The 14,255-nt window shown below is 34.4% G+C and carries 16 protein-coding genes; 9 read left to right on the top strand and 7 right to left on the bottom strand.

Going from position 1 to position 14,255, the window contains the following annotated elements; translation table 11 throughout:
* Window positions 1–190 precede the first annotated feature (190 nt).
* Entirely contained in the window at window positions 191–1,285 is a 1,095-nt protein-coding gene (ychF, locus tag DF947_RS12480) for a redox-regulated ATPase YchF (RefSeq protein WP_109930259.1), read from the bottom strand.
* Between the two features lie 173 nt (window positions 1,286–1,458).
* On the opposite strand from ychF, the gene DF947_RS12475 reads away from it, so the two are divergent.
* Entirely contained in the window at window positions 1,459–1,920 is a 462-nt protein-coding gene (locus DF947_RS12475) for a DUF5362 family protein (RefSeq protein ID WP_109930257.1), read from the top strand.
* Window positions 1,921–2,412: 492 nt separating this feature from the next.
* Here DF947_RS12475 and DF947_RS12470 read toward each other — a convergent pair whose 3' ends face one another.
* On the bottom strand, window positions 2,413–2,736 hold the full coding sequence (locus tag DF947_RS12470; protein WP_109930256.1) for a DUF3276 family protein: 324 nt from the start codon (window positions 2,734–2,736) through the stop codon (window positions 2,413–2,415).
* A 78-nt stretch (window positions 2,737–2,814) separates the two neighbouring features.
* Window positions 2,815–4,605 (bottom strand): ABC transporter ATP-binding protein, encoded by a 1,791-nt coding sequence (locus DF947_RS12465; RefSeq protein WP_109930254.1) that lies wholly within the window; start codon window positions 4,603–4,605, stop codon window positions 2,815–2,817.
* 590 nt (window positions 4,606–5,195) lie between these two features.
* On the opposite strand from DF947_RS12465, the gene DF947_RS12460 reads away from it, so the two are divergent.
* The 8 genes from DF947_RS12460 to DF947_RS22250 all read left to right on the top strand — a co-directional run bounded on the left by DF947_RS12460 (window position 5,196) and on the right by DF947_RS22250 (window position 11,238).
* Window positions 5,196–6,284, top strand: coding sequence for a Glu/Leu/Phe/Val family dehydrogenase (locus tag DF947_RS12460; RefSeq protein WP_109930252.1), 1,089 nt, complete (start codon window positions 5,196–5,198; stop codon window positions 6,282–6,284).
* A 47-nt stretch (window positions 6,285–6,331) separates the two neighbouring features.
* Entirely contained in the window at window positions 6,332–7,282 is a 951-nt protein-coding gene (nusB, locus tag DF947_RS12455) for a transcription antitermination factor NusB (RefSeq protein WP_109930250.1), read from the top strand.
* A 56-nt stretch (window positions 7,283–7,338) separates the two neighbouring features.
* Window positions 7,339–7,785: a DUF1573 domain-containing protein gene (locus tag DF947_RS12450; RefSeq protein ID WP_109930248.1), complete on the top strand. Its 447-nt coding sequence runs from the start codon at window positions 7,339–7,341 to the stop codon at window positions 7,783–7,785.
* 60 nt (window positions 7,786–7,845) lie between these two features.
* Window positions 7,846–8,157: a preprotein translocase subunit YajC gene (gene yajC, locus DF947_RS12445; RefSeq protein WP_109930693.1), complete on the top strand. Its 312-nt coding sequence runs from the start codon at window positions 7,846–7,848 to the stop codon at window positions 8,155–8,157.
* Between the two features lie 204 nt (window positions 8,158–8,361).
* Complete coding sequence (locus tag DF947_RS12440) at window positions 8,362–9,309, top strand: CdaR family protein (protein ID WP_109930246.1); 948 nt, start codon at window positions 8,362–8,364, stop codon at window positions 9,307–9,309.
* The gene (gene coaE / locus DF947_RS12435; protein ID WP_109930244.1) at window positions 9,309–9,923 is read left to right on the top strand and encodes a dephospho-CoA kinase; all 615 of its coding nucleotides are present in this window, start codon (window positions 9,309–9,311) and stop codon (window positions 9,921–9,923) included. Before DF947_RS12440 ends, coaE begins: the two co-directional genes overlap by 1 nt.
* Window positions 9,924–9,999: 76 nt before the next feature.
* Complete coding sequence (locus tag DF947_RS12430) at window positions 10,000–10,944, top strand: exonuclease (RefSeq protein WP_109930242.1); 945 nt, start codon at window positions 10,000–10,002, stop codon at window positions 10,942–10,944.
* Between the two features lie 150 nt (window positions 10,945–11,094).
* Complete coding sequence (locus DF947_RS22250; RefSeq protein WP_158526271.1) at window positions 11,095–11,238, top strand: DUF5522 domain-containing protein; 144 nt, start codon at window positions 11,095–11,097, stop codon at window positions 11,236–11,238.
* 4 nt (window positions 11,239–11,242) lie between these two features.
* Here DF947_RS22250 and DF947_RS12425 read toward each other — a convergent pair whose 3' ends face one another.
* From DF947_RS12425 to DF947_RS12410, 4 genes are all read right to left on the bottom strand, one after another.
* Window positions 11,243–11,893, bottom strand: a complete 651-nt coding sequence (locus tag DF947_RS12425; protein ID WP_109930240.1) for a Uma2 family endonuclease — start codon at window positions 11,891–11,893, stop codon at window positions 11,243–11,245.
* A gap of 77 nt (window positions 11,894–11,970) precedes the next feature.
* The gene (locus tag DF947_RS12420) at window positions 11,971–12,690 is read right to left on the bottom strand and encodes a ZIP family metal transporter (RefSeq protein ID WP_109930238.1); all 720 of its coding nucleotides are present in this window, start codon (window positions 12,688–12,690) and stop codon (window positions 11,971–11,973) included.
* 1 nt (window position 12,691) lies between these two features.
* Window positions 12,692–13,255, bottom strand: coding sequence for a phosphatase PAP2 family protein (locus DF947_RS12415; RefSeq protein WP_109930236.1), 564 nt, complete (start codon window positions 13,253–13,255; stop codon window positions 12,692–12,694).
* Window positions 13,252–13,983, bottom strand: coding sequence for a class I SAM-dependent methyltransferase (locus DF947_RS12410; RefSeq protein WP_109930234.1), 732 nt, complete (start codon window positions 13,981–13,983; stop codon window positions 13,252–13,254). The genes DF947_RS12415 and DF947_RS12410 overlap by 4 nt, the downstream gene beginning before the upstream one ends.
* Window positions 13,984–14,255 lie beyond the last annotated feature (272 nt).

Raw genomic sequence — 14,255 nt, 5'->3', positions numbered from 1 at the left:
GGGATGCCACTTCAATCGGGTTTAAGGAGTTAAGATTCAGCTACTATGTATGTTTGCAAACTTGGCCTTTCTAAAGTGTTAACTCAAACCTACTTCCGTTTTTCCGCGTTTCCGTGGCAAAAAGGACAAAAAAAAGCCACTTTCTCAAATGGCTCCATGCTTTTAAAGTCCCCTTTAGGGGATTTAGGGGCTATACATTAAATCTAAAATGCATAATATCCCCATCTTCAACGATGTAAGTTTTGCCTTCAACGCCTAACTTTCCAGCTTCTTTACACGCATTTTCAGATCCAAGCGTTACAAAATCATTATATTTTATGACCTCGGCACGGATAAATCCTTTTTCAAAATCGGTATGGATTACACTTGCAGCTTGTGGTGCAGTAAATCCTTTTGTAATTGTCCAGGCTCTAACCTCTTGTACACCAGCAGTAAAGTAAGTGTAGAGGTTTAATAATTTATAAGCTGCACGAATTAATTTATTTACGCCAGATTCGGTTAAACCTAAATCTGCTAAAAATTCCTGACGCTCTTCGTAGCTGTCCAGTTCGGCAATTTCCGATTCAATTTTAGCAGAAATTACCAAAACTTCAGCATTCTCATCCGCAACATTTGCCTTAACTAAATCAACATATTTATTTCCGTTAATTACAGAAGCTTCGTCGACGTTACAAACGTACATTACTGGTTTTTGCGTTAATAAGCCCAAATCTTCAATAAAATCGAAATCATCTTGAGGAAGCGATGCCGTACGAATAGATTTTCCGCTTTCTAAATGTGCTTTTACAATGGTTAAAATTTCAAAAGTACGTTTAGCATCTTTATCCGTTTTAGCCATTTTCTCTACTTTTTGAATTCGTTTATCAACGGTATCCAAATCTTTAAGCTGTAATTCGGTATCAATAATTTCTCTATCGCGAATAGGATCAACAGAACCATCAACATGAATAACGTTACCATCATCAAAACAACGTAAAACATGGATAATCGCATTAGTTGCACGGATATTTCCTAAAAACTGATTTCCCAATCCTTCTCCTTTTGAAGCACCTTTAACTAAACCAGCAATATCAACAATCTCAATTGTATTTGGTTGCACCTTGTTCGGCTTAACCAATTCCGCTAATTTTGTCAGCCTATCATCAGGTACCGTAATTACGCCAACATTTGGCTCAATTGTACAGAACGGAAAATTTGCCGCCTGTGCTTTTGCATTTGATAAACAGTTAAAAAGTGTCGATTTTCCAACATTTGGTAAACCCACTATACCACATTGTAATGCCATTTATATTTTAAATTATTTGATTTGCTTTTAATTTGTATTTCGTCTCACGTTCTCAACCTTCAACCTTTCTTAAAGTCGGCAAAGATAAGCTTTTAAAACCTTTATTTAAATCGTTTCGTTTGTAGGAAATCGATATTTTATCTAAGTTTAAACCAAATTAGAGATTTAAGCCCATGGATAATTTAGAACAAGACGTTCCTCAAGAAGTAAAATTGGTTGTTACCGAAGAAATGCGCAGTTATATTTATGAAATAACAAAGTGGAGCAGATTCTTGTCTATAATAGGATTTATCCTATCAGCACTTTTAATTCTGGGCTCTTTAAGTATTGGTGCTGCAATTAGTGCAAATCCGGCAATGCTAAGTCAGTTAGGCCCATTAGCAGGAATAGGGGGTATGGGTTTAACCGTTATGTATTTAGTTATTGCCCTGATTTATTTTTATCCAAGCTTATTATTGTTTAGATTTTCAAATAAAGGCAAGCATGCCGTTTTGTACGGAGAGCAGGAAAGCTTAAATGAAGCCATGTTACACATGAAATCTTTATTTAAGTTTTGGGGCATCCTTACCATTGTTATAATCATTTTATACTTCTTAATGATTTTTATTGTAGGCGCAAGTATTGCAATGAAGTAGTTTTAGATTTTGTTACCATATAAGGAATGTAAGAAAATATAAGCTATTTAAATTGTCACCACCTGAGACACCTTAGTTAACCTAAGCTGGATGGTTACTCTAGGATATTAGTCTCGTTCTAATGGTTAATCCACTGTCCATTATCTCCCTCTCTATAAGAAGAGGGAAGGTACAACACCCATTATTATTACTTGTTTTGATAGAGAGAAGCTTTTGCCACATACGGAATGTAAGAAAATATAAGCTATTTAAAATGTAACCACCTGAAATTCCTTGTTAACCTAAGCTCCGTGGTTATTCTGGGATATTAGTCTCGTTCTGATGGTTAATCCACTGTCATTATCTCCCTCTCTTCAGAGGGAAGGCACAGCTCTTATTGCTATTCCTTGCTTTGATAGGGAGAGGTTAATACATCAAAAAAAACTCAAAAAATCAAGCACAAAAAAAGCCTTTGTGTTTAAAACAAAGGCTTTCTATAGAAATGTATATTACTTAAAAAGAAAAATCATCGTTGGTTTTAGTGCTATGTTCTCCATTTTCAGAATATTCATAACGCTTTTCAACAACATCTTGGTGAGTTTTGATGTATTCTACAGTTTCTGTTAATCCTTCAGCAAATTTTTCGAAGTCTTCTTTGTATAAAAAGATTTTATGTTTTACGAATACCCCGTCTTCTAATCTTTTCTTGCTTTCGGTAACTGTTAAATAATAATCACCTGAACGAGTAGCCTTCACGTCGAAAAAATAAGTTCTCTTACCTGCCCTTACTTTCTTTGAAAAAACTTCTTCTCTCTCTTTGTTGTCGAATTCTCCCATGGTTGGTATTGATGTTGGTTTTTGGTTTCGGTAAATATAAAGCAAATATTTAAAGTTCAAAATAGTATTTAACAGAATTTAAATACTTCTGCTTTCTTCCTCTAAAAGTTGGTTGTTGTACATTTCGGTATAAGCACCATTTAAGCTAAGTAATTGGTGGTGTGTGCCTTGTTCTATTATCATTCCATCATCGAGCACCAAAATTTTGTCGGCATTTTTAATTGTCGATATTCGGTGTGCAATTAAGATACTGGTTTTTCCAAGCATAATTTTACCCAGATTTTGTAATATTTCTTCCTCGGTTTTTGTATCCACAGCAGAAAGACAATCATCAAAAATTAAAATCTTTGGCGATTTAATCAAAGCCCTTGCAATAGATACACGCTGTTTTTGGCCTCCAGAAAGCGTAATGCCACGTTCACCAAGCATCGTTTCGAAACGTTCTTCAAAATCTATAATGTTTTGATAAACAGATGCATTTTTGGCAGCGTCAAACACTTGCTCATCCGTTACTTCATCCAAGCCAAAAGCAATATTATTCTTAATGGTATCAGAGAAAAGGAAAACTTCCTGAGGCACAAAACCGATCTGACTGCGATAATTTTTAAGGTTAAGCGATGTTAAACGCTGTCCATCAATTATAATTTGCCCATCCCCAACATCATACATTCTCATTATTAAATTGGCAAGTGTAGATTTTCCAGAACCTGTTTTGCCTATAATGGCTACAAATTCTCCGTTATTAATTTCGAAATTAACATTTTTCAACGCCACAATTCCGGTATCTGGATAAGTAAAACTTACATTTTCGAACTTAATGTTTCCGTTTAATTCGATTTCATCGGTTTGTTTAGATTGTATGTCAGAAGGAATATCCAAAAACTCATTAATCCTTTTTTGCGATGCTGCAGCCCTTTGAATTAATGAGGTTACCCACCCAAGCATGGTTACAGGGAAAGTAAGCTGATTGATGTAGATAATAAACTCCGCAATATTTCCGGCAGTAATACTTCCATTCATTACCTGGATGCCACCAATATAAATAGTTAAAATGGTACTCAAACCAATCAAAAGTAACATGGTTGGGTAAAACAAAGCCGAGACTTTTACCAAACCCATCGAATCTTTTTTATACGCATTACTCTGAATTTCGAACATGTTTCTCGTGTAATCCTCACGTACGTAAGACTTTATAATCCTAATTCCAGAAAAACGTTCCTGCACAAAACTCGAAAGATCAGATAAACGTTCCTGAATCTTTCCGCTCTTTTTAAAAATTAGCGTATTTACGTAGTATATAATAATTACCAAAAAAGGCAGTGGCAATAAACAATATATGGCCAGTTTAGAATTCACATCAAACATCGACCAGATAATCAATACCGATAAAACAAAAGTATTAATGGTGTACATAATTGCTGGGCCAACATACATCCTAACCCGATTTACATCCTCAGTCGCCCGGTTCATCAAATCACCCGTATTGTTTCGTCTATAAAACCCTAAACTCAGTTCCTGGTAGTGCTGGTAAATATCGTTTTTCATATCAAATTCAATATGTCTCGACATCAGAATGATGGTTTGGCGCATAAAGAATAGAAACAGCCCCCTTAAAATATAAAGTGCAATTACCAACAATCCGAAATAAAGTAGGTTACTGCTAAAAATACTGTAAATAATTTCCTGCCGCTCAAAACCTTGAAAAAGATTGTAAATCTGGATGTTTTCCGTAATTAAATCTACGGCGTAACCAATAACCTGAGCAGGTACTACTCCAAAAATATTCGATATGACTACGAAAATACTTCCCGGAATAATCCACCATTTATATTTTAAGAAATACTTGTTTAATCTGCTCAGATGTTTCATGTATTACAAACTTAGATAAATTTGTTATTTCATACTACAATTAATATATATGTGCGGTTAAGCTTTAAAAATTAATGACATTCAATTAGCCATAAAAGCTTTTAAGTTCCCATCGAAAAAATGCCACAGTTTATCGGTTTTAGTTTTTAGGTTTTTTGAAAACGGCTGGTTCTGTGTTTCATCGCAATTTTAGCCCTGCTATCCATTTCAAGCCGATGAAAAATCGGGCTTTTCATTCCCATCAGGTTTATTATACACCAGTTTGGTAATCCTTAGGATGGTAAACAATCCACAGCCTAACTAAGATGGAAATTTAGTTTTGAAGATTATATTATTAGGCTGTATCATAAATCAATTTTTTTGTCACATTGAGCCTGTCGAAATGCTTTAAATCCATTTTTTATTAATCATTCGACAAGCTCAGGATGACAATTCTTGTTTATGATACAGCCTCGTCAAAGTTTTGTGCTGATGCAAAAAATCAGATCACATGCTGCGCTAACGGAATTAATTTTGTTATTGTTTAGTTAAATTCATGTATTAACGGTTTTTTATTTTAATTTTGCGAGAAGTTAGTCGTACATACAAACATGCCAGCAAATTCTTCGTCAGATATTTCAATTTTAGATCAATTAAGTGCTTACGGGCATAAAAAATTGGTCTTCTGTAATGATCCCGACACAGGTTTAAAAGCAATTATTGCCATTCACGATACCACATTGGGTCCTGCCTTAGGCGGAACACGCATGTGGAGTTACGCTACAGAAGGTGAGGCTTTACAAGATGCTTTACGCTTATCGAGAGGGATGACGTATAAGGCGGCCATCACAGGATTGAATCTTGGAGGAGGTAAAGGTGTAATCATCGGCGATTCTAGAAAAGACAAAACAGAAACTTTAATGCGCAGCTATGGAAGGTTTATTAAAAACCTAAATGGCGAATTTATAACCGCAGAAGAAATGGGAACCAACACCCGCGACATGGAATACATCCGAATGGAAACCAACCATGTTACAGGCGTACCAGAATCTATCGGCGGTGCAGGTAACCCGGCTCCATTTACCGCCCAAGGTGTGTATTTAGGAATTAAAGCCAGTGTTAAAGAAGTTTTTGGAACTGATATGCTTGCCGGAAGAACCATTGTGGTGCAAGGCATTGGAAATGTTGGCGAACACTTGGTAGCTTTGTTAAGGAAAGAAAATGCTGAAGTTTTAATTAGCGACATTAACCAAGAACAGCTCACCTACGTTGCTCGAAAATACAAGGCAAAAACCATCGAAGCCGATAAAATTTTCGGTATAGATGCCGATGTTTATGCTCCATGTGCAATGGGCGCTACAGTAAACAGCAAAACGATTGAAAAAATGAAATTCGCTATTATTGCAGGCTCGGCAAACAATCAACTAAAAGATGAAGTTATTGATAGTGAGTTGCTTCTTAAGAAAGGAATTTTATTTGCGCCAGATTATTTAATTAATGCTGGAGGCTTAATTTCATGTTATTCAGAGTTAACTGGCTTTGGAAAAAAACGAACTGTGCAATTAACAGAAAACATTTACGATGCAACACGTAATGTTATTAAATTGAGTAAAACAGATCACATACCAACAAATATTGCTGCAAACCGAATTGCTGAAAAACGGATTGAAGATGTTAAAAAAATTAAATCGTCATATTAAATTAATTATTAAAATAGGTTTAAAAAACCACACTCGTTCTTACATTCATGTTAAATAGAAGACATTTAAGGATCAAAGCTTTGCAAAATATTTTTGCTTGGCACATGGCAGACAAAAAAGACATTAAAGGTGATTTGAAAACTTTAATGCAGAGCATCGATAGCGTGTACGAAATGTACATTTGGATGTTATCTCTAATGGTAGAAGTTACCGAATTTACTGCAAACGATGCGGCTGAGCGTGCAAACAAGCACCTTAAAACTGCAGAAGATTTAAATCCTAACTTAAAATTGCTCCACAACAAGTTTAGTGTTTTAATGCAGCAAAATCCCGAGTATGCATCGGCGATTAAAAAATACAAGGTAGATTGGGGTTTCGATCCAGAAATCCGTAAAACCGTTTACAATTCTTTAAAGGCATCAAAAGAATATGCTGAATATCTTGCCGATCCAAACGAAAGTTTAGAATCATCAAAAGATATTATCAAATACATTTTCAGGAAAATTATCTTAAAAAATCAGGCCATAATTCAGGTTTTTGAAGAAAAATTCATCAATTGGCAAGTAGATCACGAAGTGATGAAAGGCATGGTTGCCAAAACACTTAAAAACTTTACATCTGATGATCCTTTTAAAAATAAGCTAACAGAAATTAGTGCCGATTGGATAGAGGATAGTAAGTTTGTTCAGGATTTGTTCGTTTATACTTTGCAAAACGATGCTAAATATCAGGAAATGATTGCCGAGAGAACTAAAAATTGGGAATCGGAACGTATTGCCCTGATGGATACTATTTTGATGAAAATGGCAATTTGCGAACTGCTTAATTTTCCGTCAATTCCGGTTAAAGTTACCATTAACGAATATCTTGAGCTATCAAAAGATTACAGTACGCCGAAGAGTAACTCGTTCATAAATGGTATTTTGGACAAAATTTTAGGCGACCTAAAGAAAACCAATACAATCAAAAAAATTGGTCGCGGGTTAATAGAAGAATAAAAAAATATGTGTTATTGCGTTAAAGGATAATAACATACATTTGAAAATCAAACACCATGAAAAGAATATTCATCCTAGCTATTGCTTCGTTATCATTTGTTGCTTGCCGTAACGGCAACACAAATAGCCCGGCAACTTCTGCGGTTTCTGTCGGCAACGATACTTCTAGCAAAATTGCTTCACCTAATGCACCAATAATGACTTTCGAACGCGATATTTTCGATTTCGGAAAAGTTAAACAAGGTGATTTGGTTCAGCATGATTTTAAATTTAAGAACACTGGTAAAAGCCCGTTAATTGTTTCTAATGCTACTGCAACCTGCGGTTGCACAGTTCCTCAGGTTCCGGGAGAACCAATTTTGCCAGGCAAGGAAGGATCTATTAAAGTTGTTTTTAACAGCACAGGTAAAATGGATATGCAGGATAAGGTAATTACGATAACTTCTAATGCAAATCCTACAATAAATAAAGTTCATTTAGTAGGCGAGGTGCTTGCAAAATAATTGGATATTGGCTATAAACCATTAGCTATAAACTATTCACAAATAAATAAACAAATAAAAATGATATCAACAGTAATTTTACAAGCAGCAGGTGGTGGTATGTTGGGTACAGTTGTACCAATGGTATTGATCATGGTAGTTTTCTACTTTTTCATGATTCGCCCGCAGGTTAAAAAAGCAAAAGATCACAAGAAATTAGTAGCCGAATTAGGAAAAGGCGATAAAGTAATTACCACTGCAGGGATCCATGGAAAAATTATCGATTTAAACGAAACTACTTTCCTAATCGAGGTAGAAAGCGGTGCTAAAATCCGTTTTGATAAATCGGCTGTATCTTTAGATGCGACCAAAGCAGTTGCCCCGAAAGCATAGATTATTAAAAAAACATCAAGGAAAAGCTACTCTCAGGAGTGGCTTTTCTTGTTTACTATAATTAACTCCAATAAAGCTGTTTTACAAATGCTTTGGTTTAATCATAACGGCATTTGTTTTTGAGTGCCTATTTAGTTTTGTACATTTGGCTATATTGTTGTAATGAATTAAATCATTTCAATCGATATTGATCAATTATTTGTTATGCCCTTTATTAAGTTAACTAAAATAGAGAAAAGACGTGTTCTAAGCTTGCTCGCTTGTTTGGTACTGGCGGTTGCTGCATGGCTTTTTATGGCATTAAATAATAAATATGTTTATACTGCAAAAACCGTATTAATCTATAAAAACTTTCCCCAGAAGAGGGCATTCCATCCCCTACAATCTGATACTGTTGATTTACAGGTAGAAGGGACAGGCTGGCAGTTGCTTTTTGCACGGTTAAGAATTAATCCCCAATCCATCTCGGTTAGCTTAAATCAGCTCAATACGAAAGAATTTGTTGTTTTTTCAGATCAGCTATACAATGTAAATAAGCAACTGGAAAGTTCTCAAAAGGTTATTTCTGTAAAACCTGATACGTTATATTTCGACTTTACCAAAAGAACGGTTAAACGTGTGCCAATTAAATTGATTCAGAAAGTAGATTTTGAAAAACAATATGGCATATCGAGCGAGATTCTTTTAAACCCAAAATATGTTACGGTTACCGGACCAATAGAAGAACTGGAGAAAATAAGTTCATGGTCTACTGATACTTTGAAGCTTACAAATGTTCAAAGCAGTGCTAAGGCAAGAGTTTGGATGCAGCACAGTACACATAAAAATGTAAGTATATTTCCTTCCTCAGTTGAAGTGAAATTACCTGTCGATGAGTTTACGGAGAAAACAGTTGAAGTACCAATTAAGATTATAAACAATAGAAATTATAACAGCATAAAGCTTTATCCTAAAAAAGTTAAAGTAACGTTTTTGGTTGCTTTAAGTAATTATGATCAGGTTGATGATAGTTTTATAACCGCCACTGTAGATGCAGATGAATGGCAAAGCCTTAATCACAATCAGTTTACCATTAAAATAACCGAATTTCCTGATTACTGTAAGCTGATTAGCATTTATCCTTCAAAAATAGATTTCATTGTAGAAAAATAATGTATAAAGTTGGTATAACAGGTGGCATTGGAAGTGGCAAAACAACAGTTTGTAAAGTGTTTGAGGTTTTGGGTATTCCTGTTTTTTATGCAGATGCCGTTGCAAAAGAAATTATGGTTACCGACAAGATACTTATTGAAGGTATTAAAACCACATTTGGAAACTTAAGTTATTTTGAGGACGGAAGGCTGAACAATAAGCACATTGCCAGTATTGTGTTTAACAACGAATCGGAGTTAATTAAATTAAATGCTTTAGTTCATCCTGCAGTTTTTAGAGCTTTTGATGTATGGGAGGCACAGGTTTCTCCTGAAGTTCCATATACCTTGAAAGAAGCTGCCTTACTTTTCGAAAGTGAATCTTACAAAATGGTCGATACGACAATCCTTGTTACTGCTCCATTACAAATTAAATTAGATAGGGTAACTGCAAGAGATGGTGTTGCTACTGATCAGGTTAAAGCTAGAATGGATAAGCAACTTAGTGATGACGAAAAAATTAAAATGGCCAATCATTTTATCATCAATGATGAAGCCCATTCTATCATTCAACAAGTTTTAGCTTTGCATAAACAGTTTCTTGAAATCGCCGCTAATTCGCATAGCAAGGAATAATCTTAACTAATATTATTTATATCAATATGATTATCCAACTAAAATCTGCCTTATCCTTAAATCCCACAAATCCTAAATGATTTTAGAAGATTTTATTACCATTACACCAACAGGACTATATTGTATTTATGGCGATTTTTACCTCGATCCGCAACAACCTGTTAAAGAAGCGGTTGTTTCTCATGCCCATGGAGATCATGCAATTGGTGGAAGTGCGAATGTTTATTGTACAAAACCTACGGAAACTTTTATGAAACACCGTTACCGTAAATTTGCTGCGGTCGATTTTCATGTAAAAGAATATCATCAAACTTTTAAAATAAAAGATGTAGCCATAACATTTTATCCAGCTGGTCATATTCTTGGTTCGGCTCAGGTAATGATGGAGTATCAAGGTATAAAATATCTTTATACAGGTGATTATAAGATAGAACCTGATCCAACATGCGAACCCTTCGAATTTGTAAAAGCCGATGTTTTAATCACCGAAAGCACATTTGCCAAGCCCGAAACCAAACATCCAGATCCTGTTGAAGAAATTAAAAAACTTAATGCAACCAAGGCAAATATTATGTTGGGTTCTTATGCATTAGGTAAAAGCCAACGGATTATTCAACTGATCAATCAACATTGCCCTACCAGAAATATAATGGTGCATTTTAGTATTATGCCCTTTGTTAAAATTTATGAAGATTACGGCATAAAACTAGGTGCGTACAAAATGTACGATAGAAAAGTTATGAAGACTAATTTCGAAAATCAGGTTTATATTGTACCGCCGATGGTTTTTCACAGTTATCATAAAGCGATAAATGTGGTAAGGGCTTTTGCCTCGGGTTGGGAAAACTTGCAACAAAAAAACGGAATTTCACTATATATATCAGACCATGCAGATTGGAATGCTATCTTAGAAACTATAAAAAAAGTTGAACCAAGCCAGGTTTGGACGTTACATGGTGATGGGAGGCAACTAAAACAATACTTTGGGGGTAAATTAGAAATCAAAATAATGAATGAATAATAGAATGAGTGCCTAATGGAATGTTGTACGTATAAACCAACTTGATTCATTCCTTCAAAATTCATCTATTAAATAAATAAACAATCACTCATTTTTTTTATTTTGATATTTACATTCACTCATCATTAATTCAAAATTCATTCATTTTAGATGAAAGAGGGCGAAGATTTTTATTTTAACGAAGATGGTTTTATGGTTTTTACCGAAGCCTATCACCTAAAGCGTGGCTATTGTTGCAAAAATAAATGCAAACATTGTCCGTGGGGTTATGGTAAGAAAAAAGAAAAGAAATAATAATTTATCTTGCAGTTGTTTTGGAAGCAAAATGAACGCGATAATAAATATCTTTCAGTTGAATTTTAAAGCCTAACGAAACAAAGGTTAAAACATTGGTCATTTCCTTGGATTCTTTCAACTCCCAGTTTTGGTTTTCATTAATGTAAAAAGCTTCCACCGAAATAGATTCCGAATCAATTAAAATATACTCTTTTAAAGATGGAATGTCTCTATACAGTTTAAACTTGTTGCCTCTATCGTATTCTTTTGTTGAAGGTGAAAGAATTTCTATTATTACTGTTGGCAATAAAGCAGTATTTTCATCTTCTTCCAGATGTTTAATTTCGTTGCAGTAAATGGAAATATCAGGATAGGTAAATAAAGTATTTTCTGGAATATTCAGGCGCATATCGCTTCCAAAAGGAATGCATTTTGAGCCATTTAACTTAGTTGCTACAAAACTAAATACATTTGAGAAGATTAGGTTATGATTAAAGCTAGCCCCCGACATTGAATTTACATCACTAAAGCTTTCTTCTCTATGTAATGGGAATATCTCGCCTTGAAAGTATTCATGCTTCTGCTGAGACGCATTCTCTAATTCAAGATATTCTTCGATTGTAAAACGCCGTTTTTGATATTCTACTGCAGGTTCGTTAATAAGCTCATCCATGCTCTAATTTAAAGAAAATTTTTTAAATGGCAATCCAGTTTATGTGGTAAACAATCGAATGAAACGGCTGCTTAATTTTAATGTCCTCCGGCAAAGAAACCTATTAAAGCCACTCCAATCCCTAATAAAACGGCTATCATTTTACGGGTATTTATTTTGTGGTCTGCGCTAGATTCAAACAATATCGTTGTAGAAATATGTAAGAAAATACCAATTACAATGCCCATAATTTTATTAAAATAAGCATCAACACCACCAATTGTACCATTACTTAAGCCAATACTCACATAAAAACCAAGTGGAGCCATTACCGCAAAAAGAATTAAATAGAATACGATACTTCCCTTTTTAAAATGATTTTGCATTAATATACTGGCCAATGCAAAGGCTGCAGGAATGTGATGTAGCGCAATTCCGAAAATGAGCTCGTTGTGATGATCTTTTGCAAGTGGCATGCCCTCTAAAAACGCATGTAAACATAAACTGATCATAATTCCATATGGAAAAATTTGAGCATTATGATGTTTATGGATATGGCCGTGTTCTACACCCTCTGAAAATTGTTCCAAAAAAATCTGCAGTAGGAAGCCAATCAGAATGAATATTCCAATCTCGCGGCTATCACTTCCGCTATATGCATCCGGAATTAAATGCAGTACGGTGATGGCAAAAAGATAAGCCCCGCTAAAAGATAAAATCAGTTTTAAGAGTTTAGATTTATCGCTTTTAACTAAAAATATAGCAGAGCCACCTAAAAAAGCACAGAAAAAAAGTACGCAAAATTTCCAAGCTTCCATATCAAAAATCTGGTTGTAAAGTTTTAAAAATTCGGAACGTAATAAAGCCTATTGTTGTGCCTAACAAGGCGCCAACCGTAACATCCACAGGATAGTGAACGCCAACGTAGACTTGTGCAAAGCTTATAATCGCGGCCCAAAATAATCCAATTGGTAAAATAGGTTTCCATCTGCTGTAAAAAATACAGATCAAAAATATAGCGATTGCAAAATGATTGGTTGCATGTGCTGATGGGAAGCTTAAGCCGCTGCCACAAGGAACACGATGAATAATATCATTCGCCAAACTCAAGTCGTTACAAGGTCTTACTCTGCTAACAAAGGGTTTTATTAATCGCGACGCAACTAAATCGCCCAAAGCAAAGGTTGCTAAAACCATTCCTATAATGTAATAACCTTGTTTTTTATATTGCTTAATACAAAATACAACGATGAAAAGATAAAGTGGCGACCAAAAAAAACGATTGCGCATTAAAGGCATTAACCAATCGAAAAATCCGTTTGAAAGACCCCGATTAATTTTCAAAAACAGTTCAACATCAAATTGCTGTATGCTTTCTATCATCCTTTTTTGCAAATTAAAATTAATCTATCCGAATTCGATTCATCAAAATCATCTAATGAGTAACTGCCAAAAGTATTTTGAATAACCATCCCAGCTTTGGTTAACATCCTGGTAAAATCTTCTAAACTAAATGCCTGTACCCGTTCTTCAAAATTGTAAACCTTATGTTTATCCTCAAAATTTATCTTTTTAATAATCTTACCCTCAATAACATTTTTGGTAATATTAAAGGTAATTCCATCAAGCGATTTGGTTTCACAAGAGTTTAGATTTCGAACAATTTTTTCGGTATTAAAATAATCTATTACTAATATTCCATCAGCATTTAAACACTTTCTAAAGGTTTTTAATGCATTAACATGGTCTTTTTCTGTATCGAAATAACCAAAACTGGTAAAAAGATTAAGGGCAATATCGAAGTAGTTAATGTAAAACAATCTTCGCATATCGTGCACCAAAAAATGCAGTTTGCTGTTTTCGAACTGTTTCGCATATTTTATACTCTGCTCAGATAAATCGATCCCAGTAACATCAAAGCCCTTCTTGTTTAAATAAATAGAATGCCTTCCTTTTCCACATGCAATGTCTAGCATTTTGGAACTGGTATTCGGATGAAGAAAATCTGTTAGTTTATCAATAAAAAATTCGGCTTCGGCATCATTTCGTTGTTGATATAGAATATGATAATATGGCGAGTTAAACCAATATTGAAACCATTTGCGCTGCATATAAAGCCGTTTTTTATTTTCGAGAGGCACAAATATAAGGTTTTGTATCTGCTAGTAAAGTTTTGTATGCTTTTTATGCAACATTATTGCATAAAGATTAAGTTGAAACGGACTTAATCTTTATTTTGAGTCTGCATCATTTTGATATTTTATTTAAGTCAACGGCAAAAAAATTGAAAATAGATCACACGTTTGATTTAAATATTCAAAGCAATTTCTATTAAATACATCGTATAAATAGATATAAAAACAATGTAAATTAAGTTCTGCGT

Origin of the sequence: Pedobacter paludis (genome assembly GCF_003173575.1) — a bacterium.
GTDB classification, from domain to species: Bacteria; Bacteroidota; Bacteroidia; order Sphingobacteriales; family Sphingobacteriaceae; genus Pedobacter; species Pedobacter paludis.
This window is presented reverse-complemented; position numbering and strand designations above follow the sequence as displayed.

Bases quoted from the DNA above. Each gene is read 5' to 3' on its own strand.
- DF947_RS12440 (WP_109930246.1), top strand. From the start codon at position 8,362: ATGCCCTTTATTAAGTTAACTAAAATAGAGAAAAGACGTGTTCTAAGC.
- nusB (WP_109930250.1), top strand. From the start codon at position 6,332: ATGTTAAATAGAAGACATTTAAGGATCAAAGCTTTGCAAAATATTTTT.
- yajC (WP_109930693.1), top strand. From the start codon at position 7,846: ATGATATCAACAGTAATTTTACAAGCAGCAGGTGGTGGTATGTTGGGT.
- DF947_RS12410 (WP_109930234.1), bottom strand. From the start codon at position 13,983: ATGCAGCGCAAATGGTTTCAATATTGGTTTAACTCGCCATATTATCAT.
- DF947_RS22250 (WP_158526271.1), top strand. From the start codon at position 11,095: ATGAAAGAGGGCGAAGATTTTTATTTTAACGAAGATGGTTTTATGGTT.
- DF947_RS12475 (WP_109930257.1), top strand. From the start codon at position 1,459: ATGGATAATTTAGAACAAGACGTTCCTCAAGAAGTAAAATTGGTTGTT.
- DF947_RS12420 (WP_109930238.1), bottom strand. From the start codon at position 12,690: ATGGAAGCTTGGAAATTTTGCGTACTTTTTTTCTGTGCTTTTTTAGGT.
- coaE (WP_109930244.1), top strand. From the start codon at position 9,309: ATGTATAAAGTTGGTATAACAGGTGGCATTGGAAGTGGCAAAACAACA.
- DF947_RS12470 (WP_109930256.1), bottom strand. From the start codon at position 2,736: ATGGGAGAATTCGACAACAAAGAGAGAGAAGAAGTTTTTTCAAAGAAA.
- DF947_RS12450 (WP_109930248.1), top strand. From the start codon at position 7,339: ATGAAAAGAATATTCATCCTAGCTATTGCTTCGTTATCATTTGTTGCT.
- DF947_RS12430 (WP_109930242.1), top strand. From the start codon at position 10,000: ATGATTTTAGAAGATTTTATTACCATTACACCAACAGGACTATATTGT.
- DF947_RS12465 (WP_109930254.1), bottom strand. From the start codon at position 4,605: ATGAAACATCTGAGCAGATTAAACAAGTATTTCTTAAAATATAAATGG.
- ychF (WP_109930259.1), bottom strand. From the start codon at position 1,285: ATGGCATTACAATGTGGTATAGTGGGTTTACCAAATGTTGGAAAATCG.
- DF947_RS12425 (WP_109930240.1), bottom strand. From the start codon at position 11,893: ATGGATGAGCTTATTAACGAACCTGCAGTAGAATATCAAAAACGGCGT.
- DF947_RS12460 (WP_109930252.1), top strand. From the start codon at position 5,196: ATGCCAGCAAATTCTTCGTCAGATATTTCAATTTTAGATCAATTAAGT.
- DF947_RS12415 (WP_109930236.1), bottom strand. From the start codon at position 13,255: ATGATAGAAAGCATACAGCAATTTGATGTTGAACTGTTTTTGAAAATT.